At 70.2% G+C, this 16,920-nt stretch carries 17 protein-coding genes and 1 pseudogene; 4 read left to right on the plus strand and 14 right to left on the minus strand.

Annotated features, from left to right (window positions below; all coding sequences use genetic code 11):
* Positions 1 to 119: 119 nt before the first annotated feature.
* A complete protein-coding gene (locus HS104_13140; GenBank protein ID MBE7480912.1) occupies positions 120 to 530 on the plus strand; it encodes a hypothetical protein in 411 nt (136 codons plus the stop codon).
* Positions 527 to 859 (plus strand): iron donor protein CyaY, encoded by a 333-nt coding sequence (cyaY, locus tag HS104_13145; protein MBE7480913.1) that lies wholly within the window; start codon positions 527 to 529, stop codon positions 857 to 859. Before HS104_13140 ends, cyaY begins: the two co-directional genes overlap by 4 nt.
* Positions 860 to 971: 112 nt before the next feature.
* Here the strand turns inward: cyaY and HS104_13150 are convergent.
* The 7 genes and pseudogenes from HS104_13150 to HS104_13180 form a co-directional block, all read right to left on the minus strand.
* A pseudogene (locus HS104_13150) lies at positions 972 to 1,160 on the minus strand (hypothetical protein).
* A gap of 1,334 nt (positions 1,161 to 2,494) precedes the next feature.
* Positions 2,495 to 3,331, minus strand: coding sequence for a hypothetical protein (locus HS104_13155; protein ID MBE7480914.1), 837 nt, complete (start codon positions 3,329 to 3,331; stop codon positions 2,495 to 2,497).
* A 39-nt stretch (positions 3,332 to 3,370) separates the two neighbouring features.
* Complete coding sequence (locus tag HS104_13160) at positions 3,371 to 7,096, minus strand: class I tRNA ligase family protein (GenBank protein ID MBE7480915.1); 3,726 nt, start codon at positions 7,094 to 7,096, stop codon at positions 3,371 to 3,373.
* 26 nt (positions 7,097 to 7,122) lie between these two features.
* Positions 7,123 to 7,725: a thiamine phosphate synthase gene (locus HS104_13165; protein MBE7480916.1), complete on the minus strand. Its 603-nt coding sequence runs from the start codon at positions 7,723 to 7,725 to the stop codon at positions 7,123 to 7,125.
* Positions 7,722 to 8,009 (minus strand): hypothetical protein, encoded by a 288-nt coding sequence (locus tag HS104_13170; protein ID MBE7480917.1) that lies wholly within the window; start codon positions 8,007 to 8,009, stop codon positions 7,722 to 7,724. Before HS104_13170 ends, HS104_13165 begins: the two co-directional genes overlap by 4 nt.
* Before the next feature lie 4 nt (positions 8,010 to 8,013).
* On the minus strand, positions 8,014 to 8,445 hold the full coding sequence (locus HS104_13175) for a VanZ family protein (protein ID MBE7480918.1): 432 nt from the start codon (positions 8,443 to 8,445) through the stop codon (positions 8,014 to 8,016).
* Positions 8,442 to 9,659 carry an MFS transporter gene (locus tag HS104_13180; protein MBE7480919.1) on the minus strand — a complete coding sequence of 406 codons (1,218 nt, stop codon included), beginning with the start codon at positions 9,657 to 9,659 and terminating at the stop codon, positions 8,442 to 8,444. Before HS104_13180 ends, HS104_13175 begins: the two co-directional genes overlap by 4 nt.
* 110 nt (positions 9,660 to 9,769) lie before the next feature.
* Here HS104_13180 and HS104_13185 point away from each other — a divergent pair, with 110 nt between their 5' ends.
* Entirely contained in the window at positions 9,770 to 11,152 is a 1,383-nt protein-coding gene (locus tag HS104_13185) for an ATP-binding protein (protein MBE7480920.1), read from the plus strand.
* Positions 11,153 to 11,155: 3 nt separating this feature from the next.
* Here the strand turns inward: HS104_13185 and HS104_13190 are convergent, their stop codons facing one another.
* Genes HS104_13190 through HS104_13215 form a run of 6 tightly spaced genes read right to left on the minus strand, consistent with a single transcriptional unit; the run spans position 11,156 to position 15,474 of the window.
* Positions 11,156 to 11,935, minus strand: a complete 780-nt coding sequence (locus tag HS104_13190; protein ID MBE7480921.1) for a thiazole synthase — start codon at positions 11,933 to 11,935, stop codon at positions 11,156 to 11,158.
* Between the two features lie 44 nt (positions 11,936 to 11,979).
* Positions 11,980 to 12,789: a hypothetical protein gene (locus HS104_13195; protein ID MBE7480922.1), complete on the minus strand. Its 810-nt coding sequence runs from the start codon at positions 12,787 to 12,789 to the stop codon at positions 11,980 to 11,982.
* On the minus strand, positions 12,789 to 13,292 hold the full coding sequence (locus HS104_13200; protein MBE7480923.1) for a chemotaxis protein CheW: 504 nt from the start codon (positions 13,290 to 13,292) through the stop codon (positions 12,789 to 12,791). Before HS104_13200 ends, HS104_13195 begins: the two co-directional genes overlap by 1 nt.
* On the minus strand, positions 13,285 to 14,358 hold the full coding sequence (locus HS104_13205) for a Gfo/Idh/MocA family oxidoreductase (GenBank protein ID MBE7480924.1): 1,074 nt from the start codon (positions 14,356 to 14,358) through the stop codon (positions 13,285 to 13,287). The genes HS104_13200 and HS104_13205 overlap by 8 nt, the downstream gene beginning before the upstream one ends.
* Positions 14,358 to 15,188 carry a lysophospholipid acyltransferase family protein gene (locus HS104_13210; protein MBE7480925.1) on the minus strand — a complete coding sequence of 277 codons (831 nt, stop codon included), beginning with the start codon at positions 15,186 to 15,188 and terminating at the stop codon, positions 14,358 to 14,360. The genes HS104_13205 and HS104_13210 overlap by 1 nt, the downstream gene beginning before the upstream one ends.
* A gap of 4 nt (positions 15,189 to 15,192) precedes the next feature.
* Positions 15,193 to 15,474 carry a hypothetical protein gene (locus tag HS104_13215; GenBank protein MBE7480926.1) on the minus strand — a complete coding sequence of 94 codons (282 nt, stop codon included), beginning with the start codon at positions 15,472 to 15,474 and terminating at the stop codon, positions 15,193 to 15,195.
* An 83-nt stretch (positions 15,475 to 15,557) separates the two neighbouring features.
* Between HS104_13215 and HS104_13220 the strand changes: the two genes are divergently transcribed.
* On the plus strand, positions 15,558 to 16,349 hold the full coding sequence (locus HS104_13220) for an ATP-binding cassette domain-containing protein (protein MBE7480927.1): 792 nt from the start codon (positions 15,558 to 15,560) through the stop codon (positions 16,347 to 16,349).
* A gap of 4 nt (positions 16,350 to 16,353) precedes the next feature.
* Here the strand turns inward: HS104_13220 and HS104_13225 are convergent, their stop codons facing one another.
* Positions 16,354 to 16,902, minus strand: coding sequence for a Uma2 family endonuclease (locus HS104_13225; GenBank protein ID MBE7480928.1), 549 nt, complete (start codon positions 16,900 to 16,902; stop codon positions 16,354 to 16,356).
* Positions 16,903 to 16,920 lie beyond the last annotated feature (18 nt).

Consider the following 16,920-nt stretch of genomic DNA (forward strand, 5'->3'; position numbering starts at 1 on the left):
GAAGGTAGCACCGAATGTGAGGGCGTTCCCCCGAAAGGAGGATTTTTCGGTGCTGGGCCGCGACTTTGATGAGTTGACCGGGCTCGGTCGTCCAAGTACTAAATCCCGAGGAGATCCCGATGCGGAAAGCCCTGCTTGGTCTGGTGGTATCGACCGTCGTTCCGGCGCTGGTCATCGTTGGTTGCAAGAAGAAGGAAGAAGAACAGCCGCCTGCCCAAGGTGGATACGGCCAGCCTTACGGCCAGCAGCCCGGGTACGGGCAGCCGGGCTACGGCCAGCAGCCGGGCTACGGCCAGCAGCCGGGGGCCTACCCGACGGCTCAGCCGACGGCGGGGGGGATGTCGACCCCGGGCGCGATGGCGTTCCCGTGTCAGACGGACGCGACTTGCCTGACCCACCGCTGCAACACCGCGGTCGGCAAGTGCGCTTGGCCCTGCCAGACCAACAACGACTGTGCTCCGGGCAACCAGTGCGTGTCGCCCGCGTGCATTCCGGCGATGGGCGGCGCGACGCCGGCACCCACGCAGTGACGCAGATCTCGGAGGCAGAGTACGAAGCGCGCGCCGTCCCTGAGCTGCGCGCGCTCGTCGAAGCGTTCGATCGGTTGGACCTGGACGGCGTCGAGGCGGAGCTGTCGAACGACATCCTGACCCTCGACTTCGGTGCGGGGGGTCGCTACGTGGTGAACTCGCACCGCGCCGCTCGGCAGATCTGGATGGCGGCCGAGCGCCACGCCTGGCACTTCGACTGGGATCCCGACCAGAGCGCGTGGATCGCTTACAAGACCGGCGACGAGCTCTGGACCGCGCTCGCGCGGGTCGTCGGTGACAAGCTGGGCAAGACGCTCAGCTTGAAGTGACCCGCGCGCGGCGGCGCCTGGCCCAGGCCAGAATCAACGCGGAAAGCGCCCACCCGGACACACTCCCGGCGTCTTGCCTCGCGCTGCGGCAGCCACAGCCGCCATCATCGTCGCTCGCGTCGCCGGCGCTGGCCCCGCCGCTGCTGGCGCCGCCGCTGCTGGCGCCACCGCTGCTGGCGCCGCCGCTGCTGGCGCCGCCGCTGCTGGCGCCGCCGCTGCTGGCGCCGCCGCCGGGCGCCCCGCCCGAGCCGGAGCCGCCGCCGTTGCCACCGCTCCCACTAGTGCCGCCGCTGCCGCCGCCGGTCTTCAGCGTCGCGTCCGGCGACCAGCCCGGATTCGTGCCTTCGCCCTGGTACGCACCTCGGTAGGTGAAGTCGCGCACCGTCCCGTTGAAATCGCGGTCGTAGTCCGTGTCCGCCTTCACACTGGAGAGGTCGATGGCAGAGCCTTTGAGCGCGCTGCCGCTCTTCGGGTAGAAGTCCATCTGCCCCAAGGTCTTGCCGGGGGCGACCACGTAGTTCGCCGCTTCCGTCACCGCGGCCGTGACGTTGTCAACGGCGCCAGTCACCCCGGAGAGCGGCTGGGCGGAGAAGATGGCATTGCCGGCCACGAGCTTCTGTCCGCTCGGAGCGCTGCCGAACGAGATGCCGCTCGCCGTGTCGTAGATGGTGTTGTCATAGACGAAGGCGTCGATCACGGTCTTGCCCTGGTGCGCGGTCAGGCGCACCGCCGGGTGCTTCGAGTCCACCAGCAGGTTGTCGTGGAAATGGATGCGACCGTTGCCCTGGAAGAGCGCGTCGCCGTCGTTGTGGAAGAAGAAATTGCCGTAGATCTCGTAGTGATCGTCGGCTCCGGGGCCGCTGTCCGGAAATCCGTCGGCGAGCAGGTTCGGTCTCGCGCCGTCCGGGCTCGGCAGGTTCGCCTTGATGAAGACGTTGTGGCGAATGATCGTCACGCGCTTGTCGGTGGGCACGCTGGGCACGTCGGCCTGCTGGCGGTGCAGCTGGTGCTTGACCTGCATGTTGTAGCCCAGCGTCTTCTTGAACAGGTTGCCCTCGATCAGGCCGCCGATGAAGGCGCGCGTGCCGTCCGAGTTGCCGAGGTAGGCGCCGGTCCCCGCCCCGTCGATCACGTTGCCGCGGATCACCCAGTCCCACGCGACGATCTTGGTGCTGATGCCCACGATCTGCTGGTTGGTCTCGCCGGCGTCGTGGCCGGTGATGGTGCAGCCCTCGATGCCGATGTGGTGGGCATAGTTGGTGGCCTGCCCGCCGGCCTTGATGGCGTCCACGCCGTCGATGCCCTGGCCGTCGAGCAAGAGGTTCTTGATGGTGATGAAGCTCGCGTCGCGGATGTCTATGGTGTTCTTGCCGCTGACGCCCAGGAAGCGCGCCGGCGCTCCGCTCGCCGGTCCCTCGATCACGATGGGCGAGCCCGCCGCGCCGTGCAAATTGAAGAGGTTCATCCCCTTGGTGTAGTCACCGGGGCCGAGCTTCAGCGTGTCGCCCGGCTGGAGGCCGGAGAGCTTCGCGGTGTAGTCGGCGGGGGTGGCCGGGACGTCGGCGGCGCGAGCCGAGAAGCTCAGCGACAAGACTGAGAGCACGACGCGGGCGCGACGCGAGGGCATCACTACGCTCACGCCGCCCCGATGCCGATCCAGCAGATCGTGACGGCGCCCTTCGCCGACGGGCACTTGAACGACTGCTTCTGCCCGCCCAGCTCCACGTTCACGTTGAGCGTCTGGCCGGGGTACGCGACCGCCGTGGTGTTCAGCATCAGGGCGACGCCGGAGGGGTCGGTCTCGCCGCCGAGTTGCCAGCCGCTGAGGCCTGGGAAGGCGGCGGCGCCGTTCACACCGACATCCACCTTGCCACCGGATTGAGGCGCGTTGGAGAGCGGCGCGAGCAGCTGCACGACCATGGTCCCCTTCTCGGGGTCCCGAGCGGTGCCCGTCGCCGCGTAGGCCTCGTCGATCCCCTGCGACCTCAGCATGCCGAAGCCGTCGAGGATCGTCTGGTCACTGGTAGCGTCGACGCTGAGCAGCGTCGGGTAGACGGGGTCGTTCGACGTCGGCGACAGCAGCATCCAGAGATCGGCGTCCTTCTTCACGCTCTGAAGCATGAACAGCGGCGGGCCACCGTCGGGGCCGCCGGTGGCGCTTCCGTCCCACGTCGTCGTCACCCACGGGCAGTTGGCCCCTGCGGACCGGAGCTCGGCCTGACCGCCGAAGGGTAGCTTCTCGTTCAAGAACACGTCATACGTGATCACGTCGCCGCTCAGGGTCGAGCCCTGCTTCGGATCAGGCGTACACGGCATGCCTCCGCCGCTGCCGCCCCCGCCACCGCCTCCGCCACCCCCACCCCCTCCCCCACTGACGAAGTGGTGGTTGCCAGGGCGATCGTCACTCTGGCCGCACCCCGTGCCCGCAAAGAGACCTGCCGCCGCGAGCGCCACCCAACCGAGCTTGCCCATGGTTTGGAATGCTACGCGAGGCCAGCGTCGCCGGCCACATCAGAGCTTCTGCAACAAAGTCGCCACGGTCTCGTCGCCGAGCGTGTGCTCCTTGGCCCCCGCCGGCGCCGCCCCGAGCTCGCCCACGGACACCTCCGGGGCCAGACACTCCGTGGAGAGCTGGGCCTGGTTTTCCTGCACGATGCGCTGGATCCGCCGGCTGCCGCCGACCCAGAGCCGGACCCGATCGGTGAACTCGAGGCCCAGATCCTTGCGCGCCTGCTGCACGCGGCTCGCGACCTCGCGCAGGAGCCCCTCGTCGATCAGCTGCTCGGTCAGTGTGGTGTGCAGCACCACCACGCCGACCTTGCCGGTCTCGGCGGCGAAGCCCTCGGCCGCCGAGACGCTGACCTCGATCTCGTCGGCGGAGAAATCGAGCTTCTCGCCGCCGAGCTCGAGGACGACCTTGCCGGTGCTCGACAGCTCGGCGTGCAGCGCCGAGCCGTCGGCGGCGTCCAGCGCCTTCTTCACCTCCTGAACGCGTTTGCCCAGGCGCGGGCCCAGCGTGCGGAAGTTGGGCTTCAGCTTGAAGCTCACCGCGCCGCGTTCGTGACCGGGAAACATGAAGTTCACCTCGTGCACGTTGAGCTCCTCTGCGATCAGCGAGCGATGGCTCTCGAGGCGCTCCAGCGTCTGCTTGTCGTTGAACACCACGTCCGCGTGCGAGAGCGGCTGGCGCACCTTGAGGCGATTCGCCGTGCGCACCGACAGCCCCAGGCTCACCACCTGGCGCACCGCGGACATCTCCTCTGCCAGCCCTTCGTCGATGACGGCGGCGTTCGGCGCGGGATAGTCGGCGAAGTGCACGCTCTCCCGGGCGCCGGGCAGCCTCGCCCGCACCACGAGGTTCTGGTAGATCTCCTCGCTGAAGAAGGGGATGAACGGCGCCGCGAGCTCCGCCAGCGTGGTCAGCGCCTCGTAGAGCGTGGCGTAGGCGTCGCACTTGTCCTGCTCGAGCCCCTTGGCCCAAAAGCGCGGGCGGCTTCGGCGCACGTACCAGTTGGAGAGCGACTCGGTCAGATCGATCAGCCGTAGCGCGGCGTCGTAGGCCAGGTAGCCGTCGAGGGCGCGCCGCACGTCGCGCACGGTGAGCTGCACCTCCGAGAGCAGCCAGCGATCGAGGAGCGAGCGCTCCGCCGGGGGGCGCCCCACGTGCGCCGGGTGGGTCGGTCGCCAGCCGTCGATGTTCGCGTAGATGGTGAAGAACGAGTAGACGTTGCGCAGCTTGACGTGGAAGTCCTTCTGAAGGAGGCGCACGTTGGTCAGGCTGTGGCGCGTGTTCGACCAGGGCGGGCTCGAGGCGTAGAAGAACCAGCGGAAGGCGTCGGCGCCGGGGGCCGGGGTGTTCTCGTCCTCCATGGTGACGCGCTGGGCGACGGGCGCCCGCGGCACCTCGACGGGCATGGTGCCGAGCCCCTTCTCGATGGGCTCGAGCCCCAGGGCTTCGCGGTCCGCATCCGAGAGCAGGACCACGCGCCGCGGCAGCTTCTTCTGGGCCTCGATGACCAGCTCGCGCTTCTTCTCCGGGGCGTCGGCGCGGTAGAGCGCCACCTTCGCACCGTCCTGGAGGTCCATGCCCTCGAGATCCTCACGGGCGATCAGCGCCTTGCCCTCCGGGGCCTTCTGGCCGTGGGCCTCGGCGAGCACGCCGAACTCCATGCGCACGCGATCGAGGATGATCTCCGGCGGCGTGTAGTTGCCTCGGCTCTTGCTCTCCTTCTTGCCCTCCTTGTCGCAGACGTGACCGAGCACGATGCAGCTCTTGTAGGGGTGCGGGAAGCCTCGGAGCGCGGACAGGCCGAGCGCTTTCTGCGTGGGCTGGTCGAAGACCAGCGCCGAGATCATGAGCAGCGAGTAGAACCAGCCGCGGGTCTGGTCGATCGCCTCGCTGATGAAGTCGGCCGGGAAGGCGTCGTCGAACTTCGCGACCGAGCCCTCGACGTGCGGGAAGCCCCACTGCGCGAAGGGCATGCAGCCGGAGTCGAACCAGCAGTCGATGACCTCCGGCACGCGGCGCATCGCGGCCCCGCAGCTCGGGCACGGGAGCTCGACCTGGTCGATCCAGGGCTTGTGCACGATCAGGTGGGGGTTCAGCGTCGGGTCGAGCTTCTTCGCCTCGTAGAAGTGATTGAACGCCGTAGGTGAGAGCTTCTCAATCTCGGCCACGCTGCTCGGCGCGTGTTTGTGCTCCGGATCCTTGGTGCACACCCAGACGTTGAGCGGCGTGCCCCAGTAGCGCTCGCGGGACAGCGCCCAGTCCACGTTGTTGCGCAGGAAGTCGCCGAAACGTCCCTCCTTGATGTGCTCCGGCAGCCAGCTGACCGCCTGGTTGTCCGCCATGGCGTCGGCCAGGCGCTCCGTGGTGCGAATGAACCACGCCGGGCGCGCCATCTGGATCAGCGGATCTTCGTCGGAGCGCCAACAGAACGGGTAGTCGTGGCGGTAGAGCTCCTCGAACAAGAGCACGCCCTTGTCGGACAGCTCCGACAGGATCTCCTTGTCGCAGTCCTTGACCCAGCGCCCGGCGTATTTCCCTGCCTCGGGCTTGAAGCTGCCGTCGGGGTTCACCGCGCACAGGAGCTCCACCTCGTCCGGGCGGGCGTAGCGCCGGAGCTGCTTGGCGTGCGCCTTGTTGTCGTCCTCGCCGAAGGCCGGCGCGACGTGCACGATGCCGGCGCCGGTGTCGAGGGTCACGAAGTCCTCGGCGATGACCCGCCACCACGTCGCGTCGTCGCCCCCCTCCTTCAGTGCCACCCGCGCGTCGCGTCGCTCGGCGTAATAGGTGTCGAAGGGCGGCACGTAGCGCTTGCCGACCAGCTCCTCCCCCTCGAGCGTCGAGACGACCTCGAGCTCGTGGCCGATCTTGTCGCTGATCGCCGCCCGGAGCTCGCTGGCCAAGATCAGCTGCTTGGCGTTGGTGCGGAGCTCCTTCGGCTTCTTGCCCTTGTGCTCCTTCGGGGCGCCGATCTTCACCACGTCGTAGCTGGCCCCGGGTCGCACCGCCGCGTAGCCGTTCGACGACAGGGTCCAGGGCGTGGTGGTCCAGACCACGAGCGCCGTCTCCGGCTCGTCCCTGAGGGGGAAGGCCACGAAGACGCTGGGATCGTCCACGCTCTTGTAGCCCAGGCCGACCTCGGCGCTCGACAGCGCGGTGCCGCCTTGCGCCCACCACCACACCACCTTGTGGCCCTGGTAGAGCAGACCCTTTTCGAACAGGTTCGAGAGCGCCCACCACACGCTCTCGACGTAGGTCTTGTGATAGGTGACGTAGGCGTCGGGCAAGCTGACCCAGAAGCCGATGCGCTCGGTCAGCCGCTCCCACTCCGTGGTGTAGCGGAACACGCTCTCGATGCAGCGCGCGACGAAGGGCTCGACGCCGTACTCCTCGATGGCGGCTTTGCCGTGGATGCGCAGCTCCTTCTCGACCTCGACCTCCACCGGCAGCCCGTGGGTGTCCCAGCCGCCCTTGCGCAGCACGCGCTTTCCCAGCATCGCCTGGTAGCGCGGGAACAGGTCCTTCATCACCCGCGTCAGCACGTGGCCGTTGTGCGGCACGCCGTTGGCGGTGGGAGGGCCCTCGTAGAAGACGAAGTGCGGCGCGTCGGGCCCGCGCAGCTCGAGGGACTTCTCGAAGATCTGCCGCGCCTTCCAGAGCTCGAGGATTTGCCGCTCGTAGCGCGGAAAATCCAGATCTGTGGGCACGGGGGCGAACGGGGTCTCGGCCATGGGGTCGGAGAGGGCGTATAGCGCGCCTAGCGGCGAATGCCGAGCGCCGCGAGGAGCGGCAGCGGGTCGTCGTCGTCGAGCACCGCGCCGATCACGGCGACGCCCTGGGCGCTGGTCGCCATGGCCGTCGAGGCGCGCTCCGGCGTCACTCCGCCGAGCGCGTAGAGCGGCAGCGCACCGATTCGGGCGCGAGCGATGCGCAGCGACGGGGCGCCCAGCGCGGGCCGCCCGTGGCGGGCCTCGAAGATCGGTGAGAGCAAGAGCGCGTCGGCGCCCTCGGGCGCGCGGTCGGTGGAGTGCCACGCGCGTGAGATCCAGACGCCGGGGAGGAAACGCCGCGCGTCCGCGACGTCCACGCTGGCCTCACCCAGGTGAACGGCGTCCGCGCCGAGCAGCTTCGCCAGGTCGAGCCGATCGTTCACCGCGAAGCTCTGGCCGTGCGCGCGGGCCAGGGCGACCAAATGCCGGCCCAGCTCCAGGCGAGCGCGAGCGCCGAGCTCGGGATCGCGGAGCTGCACCAGCACCGAGGTCGGGCGCGCCAGGGCCAGGCAGCGCTCGATGCGCGCGAGGCGTGCCCCGCGGTCGCCCCGCGAGAAGTCGGTGATCACGATCAGGCGCGGCGCGATCACTTGCCGCCGGAGGCCTTGGCTCCCGCCGGCTTGCCCGCGGGGGCGGCGCCCGCAAGGTCGTCCTTGGCCATCTTGGCGTGGCGGCTGTTCGGGTAACGCGCGACCAGGTACTCGAGCGTCGAGCGCCACGCGGCCTCGTCGCCCTTGGCCTTGAACTGCTCCGCCAGGCCGTACAAGGCCTCGCCTGGGGTCTCGTAGCGGCGCTCCGCCGGGCTCGGATCCGAGGCGCACTGCATCGGTGCCCAGCCGAGGGCGGCGCACAAGCCGAGGGCGATCAGGCGCACGCGCTCATCCTTCCGGTTCCGCGGGGGGCGCGCAAGTCTCCTGCCGCTTCTTGGCGCGCCAGTCGAGCACCGCCGCGACGATCCCGGCGCCGAAGGCGTCCGCGACGAAGTCCAGGAGCTCCGCCGAGCGGTACGACGTGGTCAGCTGGACCAGCTCGAGCAGCCCGCCGATGGCGCAGGCCAGGCCGAAGGCGAGCAGGTTCTGCGCGCGGAACCCGAGCTTCTGACCCTCGTAGCGCACGGCGCGCAGCATCACGAGCTGCATGAAGCCGAAGGCGATGGCGTGCAGCAGCTTGTCTTGCTGGAAGAGCGCCGGTGCCCCCACGCTGGGCGGCTGGGTGACGCCGCCGTAGAAGATGGCGAAGGTGTAGAGCAGCGCCGGCACGACCTGCAGGAAGAAGCCGCCACGCGGCGCGGGCTTCGCCGACGCGCTCACAGCGCGGCCGTCTCTTCCAGCTCACGCGCGCGCGTCTCGGGCAGAAGGAGCAGGATCAGGGCCAAGGCCAACAGCGGGAACAACGCCGTGACACGCACGGCGCTTCCCCAACCCACCTGGTGCGCGAACCAGCCGACCAGCGCCGGCGAGGTCACGTAGCCGATGCGGCCGATCAGGTTGTTGCTCCAGGCGAAGGCGTCCCCGCGCAGATCGGTCGGGAAGAGCTCGGTGGTGTAGGCGTTCATCACGGGCAAGAACGCGCTGGCTCCGTAGATCCCCAGCATCAAGGCGCCCGTCAGCGCCCAGCGATCGTGGAACGTGTACGAGCAGAACACCCCGACGGCGGTCAGCCCGTAGATGACCAGCGCGCCCCAGCGCCGGCCGATCACGTCCAGCGCCTTGCCGGAGAGGAAGACCAGGGGCATCGCCACCAGCGCCGCGATGGTGATGCTGAGCCCCACCTGGCCGTCGCTGAAGCCGCGCTCGGCGACCGCGAACTCCTTCCAGTAGGTGACGCTGGTCTGGGTGCAGACGTAGGTCAAAAGCCAGATGGCGCCGAGCTCCAGCATCCGGCGGCGGTAGGGCGTGCGCCAGATGTGCGCGAGCGGGCGCCCCTTCTCCGCGTGGGGCTGCTCCTCGAAGCGCTTGGTCTCCTTCAAGCTGCGGCGCGCGAAGGCCAGGATCACCAGCGGTACGATGCCCACCAGGTATATGGTGCGCCAACCCCACGGGGCTTTCAGCAAGAGGGGCACGACCCCGGCGCACACCACCGAGCCGAGGCTGCCGGAGGCGCTGACCACGCCGATCACCATGCCGCGGCGCGCGGCGGGGAACTCCTCCGCGGCGATCACGCTGCTGATGGCCCACTCGGCCAGGAGGAAGATGCGAGCGAGCATTTGGAACACGGCGAACACCCAGACGTTGGGCGCCAGCCCGCTCGCGAAGGTGAACAGCGTGTAGCCGGCGATGGTGATCGTGAGCACCCGGCGCCGGCCCCAGCGATCGGCCTTGCGCACCAGGAAGTACGCCAGCACCGTGCCCACGTTGATGAAGCCCACCAGGAGCCCCGCCTGCGCCTCGTTCAGACCGAGGGACGCGCGCAGGTTGGGCAGGATCTGCGTCAGCGCCATGAAGTCGTAGCCCTCGAAGAAGGTCGCCACGCTCAGGAACGCGAACAGGCGCTTCTGGTACGGGCTCAGGGGCGGCACGCTCATGGAGCGCCGACTCTGCCGGCAAAGGCGGGGGACGCCAAGCCGCTTTTGACAAGTCGTATTTAGACAAGTCGTGACTTGACAAGTCTGGGTGCGCGGACCAGATTGGGGGCATGTTCGTCGGGCGAGCGCCGGAGCTGGCCGTCCTCGGGAAAGCCCACGCCGCGGACGAGGCGGGCTTCATCCCCATCTACGGCCGCCGCCGCGTGGGCAAGAGCGAGCTGATCCTCCAGTTTCTGAAGGGTGCTCGCGGCATCTACGTGGTGGGCAAGACGGCGCCGGCGGCGCTGCAGATCCGCGAGCTCCTGCTGGAGGCCGCGCGCGTGCTCGACGAGCCGCTGCTCGCCGAGCTCCCCGCGGAGAGCTGGAAGGCGGCGCTCGGGCACGTCGTCGAGCGCTGGAAGGGCCCCGGCAAGCTGGTGCTCGCGCTCGACGAGTTCCAGTGGATGGTCAAGGCGAGCCCCGAGCTCCCCGGCGTGCTGCAGGAGCTCTGGGATCGGAGCTGGAAGCGCTCCGGCAAGGTGCTGCTCATCCTGTGCGGCTCCTACGTCGGGTTCATGGAGCGTGAGGTGCTCGGCAAGCAGAGCCCGCTCTTCGGGCGGCGCACGGCGCAGATCCTGCTCCGTCCCTTCGGCTTCAAGGAGGCCGCAGAGCTCCACCCGCGCTGGTCGGTGGACGATCGAGCCCGCGCCTACTTCGTGTGCGGAGGCGTGCCCTTCTACCTCTCGCTCCTCGACCCGAAGCGTTCGCTCGAGAAGAACCTGTGCGAGACCCTGCTCGGCGAGCACGGGCCGCTGTTCCGTGAGCCCGACTTCCTGCTGCGCGAAGAGCTCCGCGAGGTCGAGAGCTACTACGCGGTGCTCTTGGCGCTGGCGGCGGGCGAGGACCAGATCCCGGCCATCGCGCGGCGCGCCGGTGTGCCGGAGCGCAACATGCACTACTACCTGGGCCAGCTCACCGAGCTCGGCTACGTAGCGCGCCGCTTCCCGCTGACGGCGTCTCGGCCCGCGGCGCGGCACGTCCGCTTTCGCATCGACGACCCCCTCTTGCGGTTCTGGTTTCGTTTCGTGTTCCCCAACCTGAGCCGCGCCAGCCGGCTGGGACCGGAGCGGGCGTTTCGCGAGCTCGTTCGCCCCGAGCTCGACGCCTACTTCGGCGCCTGCTTCGAGCGCATGTGCCGCGAGGCGCTCGGCGAGATCTACGCCCGCGAGGACGTCTCGGCGGGCTACGAGGTCGGCGAATATTGGGACAAGCGCGTGCAGGTGGACGTGGTGAGCCTGCGCCGGGACAACTGGGTCGATCTCGGCGAGTGCAAGTGGGGCGCGGTGCGCTCCGTGCCCGCCCTGCTCGGCGAGCTGGAGCAGAAGCTCACGCTCTACCCGAGCCCGAGGGGCGCGACGCTCGGCCGGTTGCTCTTCGTGCGACACAAGCCCAAGGCGATGCCCGAGCTCCCCTCCGGCACGCGCTGCTACGACCTCGGCGAGCTCTACGCCTGAGCGTCACTCGATCAGGCCGGCGCTGGGGCTGGAGGCGTTGGCGTAGAGCCGCTTCGGCATGCGCCCGGCCAGGAACGCCTTGCGGCCGGCGCTGACCGCCTCGCGCATGGCCGTCGCCATCAGCACCGGATCCTTGGCCTCGGCGATTGCGGTGTTCATCAAGACGCCGTGGCAGCCGAGCTCGAGGGCCACCGCGGCGTCGCTGGCGGTGCCGACCCCCGCGTCCACGATCACCGGCACCTTCGCCTGCTCCAGGATGATGCGCAGGTTGTACGGGTTGCGGATGCCCAGGCCCGAACCGATGGGGGCCGCCAGGGGCATCACCGCCGCGCAGCCGGCGTCCTCGAGCTTCTTGCACACGATGGGATCGTCGATGCAGTACGGCAGCACCGTGAAGCCCTCCTTGACCAGGAGCCTCGCGGCCTCGACCGTCTGCTCGTTGTCCGGGTAGAGCGTGCGCGGATCGCCGATGACCTCGAGCTTCACCAAGTCCGCGATGCCGAGCTCCCGCGCCAAGCGCAGCGTGCGCACTGCCTCGTCGGCCGTGAAGCAGCCGGCGGTGTTGGGCAAGAGCGTCCAGCGCTTGCTCAAGAGGAGCTGCATCAACGAGCCTTCGCCGCGGTCTTGCAGGTTCACGCGCCGGAGGGCCACCGTCACCACCTCGGCCCCCGAGGCCTCGAGCGCGGCGCGGGTCTCCTCCACGCTCTTGTACTTGCCGGTGCCGACGAACAAGCGCGAGCGGAAGCTGTGCTCTCCGATCTGCAGCAGATCTTCGCTGGACATGGCGCCGGCATAACGCCGCGCGGGGGGGCCCGCAACCGCCCAGATCAGCCCCGGAACACGACCACGCCGGGCGCGAGCTCCTCGGCCTTGTGCCCCAGCGCCTTGACCCGCGGGACTTCGCTCTTGGCGACCATCAGGAACCCACCGTCGGCGAGGCTCCGGAGCATCAGGCTCACCGCGCGCTCCGCCGCCTCGTTGCCGAAGTAGATCAGCAGGTTCTTGCACAAGACGATCTCGTAGTGACCGGGCGGAGGACCGATCATGGCGTCCCGCGCCACGAAGCTCACGGTGCCCTTGAGCGACTCGACCACGCGGAGCTGACCGTCCGCTTCGCTCAGGTACCGCGACCGGAGCTCGCTCGGCACGTGGCTGACCTGGTGGAGCGAGTAGCAGCCGGCGCGGGCCGCGGCCACCGCAGCCTCGCTGCGGTCCATGCCGACGACGCGATAGGCGCCGGCGCGGCCCAGCCCGGCGTCGAGCAGCATGGCCAGGCTGAACGCCTCCTCGCCCGACGAGCAGCCGACGGACAGCGCGCGCACGCGCTCGCGTGTCGCGAACGCCGGCACGGCGACCTTGCGCAGCGCCTCCCATTGGGGCGGATCGCGGAAGAAGCGCGTCTCCCCCACCCTGAGCCGCTCGGCGATCTCCTCCAGCCGGCTGGGCTCGGTCTCGAGCAGCCCGAGCGCGCCTTCGAGGCTGCCGCCGGCGTCGAGCGCGAGCGCGTCCAGGGCTCGATCCAGCCGCAGCTCCATCCAGGCGCTCGGGCCGGCGCCTTTGGAGCCGACACCGTGACGCTTCTCGAGCAGCGCGAGCACGGCCGCGTGGGCGCGCCGCCGCTCGGCGGAGGGCGCCATCAGGCGCCGCCCCCGGCGCGCCCGCCGAGCTCCGCGAGGAGCGGCGAGTCGAGCAGGGCCGGCACCTCGAGCACCGCGCAGGGCGGCGGCTCGTCGATCACGCCGCGAATCGCGGCGCGGGCGCGCTCCCCGGCGGTGGACGGCGCGGCACCGAGCTCGGCGGGCACGTCGCGCAGCCCCGACAGCTCGTCCACGCGCAGCCCCGCGCGACGCTTCTGACCGCTCGGCTCTCGCACCACGATGATGCGTGCGTCCGCGGTGGGCGCCTCCGCCTCTGCGCCGAGCAGCACGCCCAGCTCGAGCACCGGAAGCACCTCGCCACGCAGGTTGGTCACGCCGGCCAGAGCGGCAGGGGCATGGAACACCCGGGTGATGGAGCGCATCGCGATCACCTCCTGCACGTGCTCCACGGGCAAGCCGTACAGGCCGTTGCCCACGCGGACGGCGATGCAGCGGGCGCGCACGCGGGTGCGCGCGTCCGGGCTCTGAGCGGGCTCAGTCACGGCTCACCTCCATCGCCCCGCGCTCGTCCAAGGAGCGCTGGCCCGCTTCGAGCACGGCGACGACCTCGCGCCCGCTCGTCGCGTCGCTCCGCACCTCGTGTCCGTCGAGGACCCCGGCCACGAAGTGCTCGGCCTCGAGCTCGAGCGGGGAGCGGTCACCGAGCGGCACGCAGAGGCCCCCGCTCGGCAGCCAGCGGCTCGGCGCGACGCCGTCGAGCACGTCCCGCACGCCCTGCCGCGCCGGCTCGAATTCGCGCGCCGAACCGACGACGTCGTCCAGGCGCCCGCGCCCGACCTCGGCGCCGGACAGCCAGGACAAGCGTTGCTCGGTCCTGAGGTCGTCGAACACCGCCACGCCCTCGCTCCCGACCACGACGATGCGCCGGACCTTCTGCGGGTGCACCAGCGAGAAGTGCGCGAGCGCGAGCGGGCCCTGCCCGACCTCGACGCGCGCCGCCACCACGTCCGGCCGCCCGGGCTCGTCGCTGGCCCAACCGGCCAGCGAGACGCGGGTCGGGCGACCACCGGTGAGCAAGCGGAGCACGCTGACGTCGTGCGGTCCGAGGGACCACCAGGCGTTCTCGTGGCGCCGCGGGCTCGAGCTCAGCCGTTCCGAGACGATCAGCCGCACCTCGCCGAGCTCCCCCTGGTCGATGCGCCTGCGGAGCTCCACCACCGCCGGGTGGTACTCCAGGATGTGACCCACCATCAGCACGCGGCCGCGCGCGCGCGCGGTTTCCTCGAGCAAGCGCGCCTCCTCGAGGCGGAGCGCCATGGGCTTCTCCACCATCACGTCGAGGCCGGCTTCCAAGGCGGAGTGCGCCAGCGCCGCGTGAGTGGACGGCGGGGTCGCGATGATGGCCGCCCGCGCCTCGCCGCGCGCGAGAACCTCGGTGAACGACGCGCTCAGGCGCGCGTCCGGCGCTGCTCGGCGCGCCCGCTCGCGAGCCGGCTCGGAGACGTCGCACACCGCCGAGAGCCGCGCGCGCTCCAGCCGGGAGAGCGTCCGAGCGATCTTCTCGCCCCAGGCGCCGTGACCGACCAACGCGATGGCTACGGACTGCATCAGGTTCGCACCGCGCTTCTAGCCCGGATCTCGGGCATGGTCGACAGCGCCGCGCTCGGCGCGTCCTTCCAGCGCCGGTGCATCCACAGCCACTGCTCCGGGTGCGCGCGCACGAAGGCGTCGAGCCAGTCCGTGGCCTGGCGCATGGCCTGCTCGGCCCAGGCGCGCCCCGCGCGCGGCGGCGGCACGAGGGCGCCCGCGAGCTCCACCACGTGCTCGCCCTCGGAGGTGCGCCGCCCGAACACCACCACGAGCGGCACGCCGGCTCGGGCCGCGAGCAGCGCCGGCGCCAGATCCACCCGCGCGGGCGCGCCCAAGAACGGCGTGACCAGCGTGCCGCGGCTGCGCTCCGGCGCTTGATCGATCAGCATCGCGACGGCCTCACCCCGGGCGAGCGCGCACCGGGCGCTCGCCGCCGCGTCGCCGGCCTGCGCCAGACGCACACCGCGCCGCGCGCGCCAGCCCTGCCAGACGCGATCCAGGAAGCCGATGGAGAGCCGCTTGGTCACCACGGTGAGCGGCACGCGCCGCGCGGCCGCGCACGCGACCAGGTCGAAGCTCCCGGTGTGCGCCGTCGCGACCACGGCGCCGCGCGCCTCGATCAGCGCGAGCGCCCGCGGCTCGAAGCGCACGCGGCGCTCCAGGAAGCGCGCCAAGAGGAGCTCCACCAGCGCACTGGCGAGCGAGCGGTACATGGCGCTCGCTCGCCGCTCCGGCTCGACCACGCCCGCGCGCCGCATCGACTCGACGACGTGGCGGCGGCGCACCCGAAGCAGATCTCCGACCAGGAACGCGACGAGCGCGCCGATCAGGCGTGCGAGCCCGGGCATGCGCTCAGACGAAGCCGGCCTTGCGCGACTGAGCGGGAGATGCCTCCACGGCTCCAGCGAACAGGTCGGAGATGGCGAGCATGTAGGTCTCGCCCTTGACGGTGCGAGCCACGACCAGCTCGCCGTCGCGCTTGACGTCGGCGATGCGGGCGACGCTGAGCGAGGCGCCGTTGAAGGCCGCGTACAGCGTCAGGTGGCGCCCCTCCGGCAGGTGGAACCAGCCCTCCTTGTCCTTCTTGCCGGCCTCGCACAGGGCGAGCAGGGCGCTCAGGTGGTCGTCGGTCATGGAGGCGGGAAAACCCCTGAAGCGAGGCCGCGTCAAGGGGCGAGGCGGGCAGACGAGAAATTGCCCTGGGCAGACCCTCGGCTATGGTGGAGCGCGTGAGCGACGACCGGGCCGACCACATCGTGGTGAGAGGCGTGAACAAGCGCTTCGGCGATTTCTCGGCCCTCACGGACGTGGACATGCGGGTCGGCCGCGGCAACGTGGCCGTGATCATCGGCGGCTCCGGCGCCGGCAAGACCACCCTCTTGAAGATCCTGATCGGCCTGGACAAGCCGACCAGCGGCGAGGTCCTGGTCTCGGGTGTGGACATCGTGCCGCTCTCCGACCGCAAGATGAACGAGGTGCGGAAGAAGATGGCGATGGTGTTCCAGTACTCCGCCCTGCTCGACAGCATGAACGTCCTGGACAACGTCGCCTTCCCGCTGCGCGAGCACACCAAGCTCGCGGAGAAGGAGATCAAGAAGCGAGTCAAGGAGAAGCTCAAGATCCTGGGCCTCGAGAACATCGAGCACCGGGCGCCGAGCGAGCTCTCCGGCGGCATGCGCAAGCGCGTGGGCCTCGCCCGGGCGCTGATGCTCGAGCCCGAGGTGATCATGTACGACGAGCCCACCAGCGGGCTCGATCCCATCACCAGCCGCATGGTGGACGACCTGATCGTCAGCACCCGCAATCGCTTCGACGTGACCAGCATCGTGATCTCCCACGACATGGCCGGCGCGCTGCGCATCGCGGATCAGATCTACCTGATGGACAAAGGGCGCATCGTCGCCAGCGGCACGCCGCGGGAGCTGGTGCGCGGCCACAACGAGCTGGCCCAGCGCTTCCTGGACTCGAGCGGCATCGAGGCGGAGCGCCTGCTCGCCGAGAACGAGTAGCTCGTCACTCGGCGGAGAGCGGGTTCCGGTAGACGTCGTCGACCGCGATGCTCGCGCCGATCGAGGCGAGCTCGACGCGCTCTCCTGCCCCGGCCTCGAGCAAGAGCCACTCGCCATGCTCACCGCGGCGAAACAGCTCGAGCCGCCGCTCTCTCTGCGAGACCAAGAGGTACTCGCGCAGACTGGGGATGCGGCGGTAGTGAGCGGCCTTCTCGCCGCGATCGTAGGCCTCCGTCGAGTCGCTCAGGATCTCGACCAGGAGCACCGGGTTGACGATGGCGTCCTGGTCGATGCCCGAGTTCTCGAGCTTGCCGCACACCACGCTGATGTCCGGGTAGGTCGAGAGATCCGTGGCCTCGACCCGCACGCGGCCGTCCGAGGAGAAGGCGCGACAGGGACGGTCTTCGAGGGCCCGCGCCAACACGGCGGCCATGGCAGCAGCCAGACCCGCGTGCTCAGGCGTGCCGCCCGCCATGGCGAAGACCTCGCCGCAGACGTACTCGTGCTTGCTCGGCGCCGCCGCCTCGAAGGCCAGGTACTCGGGATAGGTCATGCGCCCGATCGGCGTCGC

The sequence above is a fragment of the Polyangiaceae bacterium genome, from assembly GCA_015075635.1.
Lineage (GTDB): Bacteria > Myxococcota_A > Polyangia > Polyangiales > Polyangiaceae > JADJKB01.